Below are 869 nucleotides of genomic sequence, written 5' to 3'. Positions count from 1 at the left end.
CCGTCGCTCATGGTCATCATATGGTGTGATTAATGTTATATCCGGCATGTTCCGGCGAATATCCTGGTACGCCTGGACGGCTATCCGGTGGGATGTGGGAGAGGGCTCGACGGTGGTGTTCTGTCCGGGTCGACGACAACTCCATTGACCGTCCATTGACCGCGACGCCGTGCCGCTGACGACGGCGTTGTCGGTCCGGCGAAGCCGACGTGGTACATTCAGGAAGCGCCGGTGAAGATCCAGACAGATATGCCCAGGCAGTCATCGCGCGTGGAGGAAAGGGCGACATCGGTGCCGCAGGACCCGGCTGCGATTCAGCAGCAGATCGAGAATACCCGCGCCGAGCTCGCGGTCACCCTGGACGCCATCGCCGATCTCGTGAGCCCCAGGCGGGTGGCTGAGCGGACAGGCGAGCAGATCAGGGGCAGGGTCGCCGAGCTGCGCCAGAAGGTGATCGCGAACGGCTTCGGTGGCCCGCCCGCCATCACCACGGACTCCACCGCCACCGGCAACGGCTACGGCACCCCGGCCGACAGGCGGGAGCTGTCCGCCGGCCTTGACGCAGGCCCGGTTGTGCAGCGCGTCATCCGATGGAACAGGGTGGCTGCCGCCGGGGGTGTGCTGGTGCTGCTCGTCGGCGTTCGCCGCCGCAGGCGCCGCCGCCGCGCATACGCTCTGTGATGTTCCGCGGTGTCCCGCGGGAGCGGGCACTGTCTCGCCCACGCCGTACACGGCATGGCGTACGGCGTAGTCCCAGACAATACTGGATAGTTCTGGAATAATGCCGGAAAAGCTTATGCCTGCTGCCGGCGAGATTTCGCCGACAGCAGGCGCGCGGCTCGGGCGACGGACCGGCGCGGGTCTGAAGC

1 protein-coding gene is annotated in these 869 nt (G+C 66.5%); it reads left to right on the top strand.

Annotation, left to right across the window (positions count from 1 at the left end; genetic code table 11):
- Positions 1-291 precede the first annotated feature (291 nt).
- Positions 292-681, top strand: a complete 390-nt coding sequence (locus AC5LSR_RS21060) for a DUF3618 domain-containing protein (RefSeq protein WP_250287192.1) — start codon at positions 292-294, stop codon at positions 679-681.
- Positions 682-869 lie beyond the last annotated feature (188 nt).

The sequence above is a fragment of the Protofrankia sp. CiP1_Cm_nod4 genome (assembly GCF_982290645.1).
The sequence above is the reverse complement of the archived record's forward strand: the minus strand, read 5'-3'. Positions and strand labels throughout refer to the sequence as shown.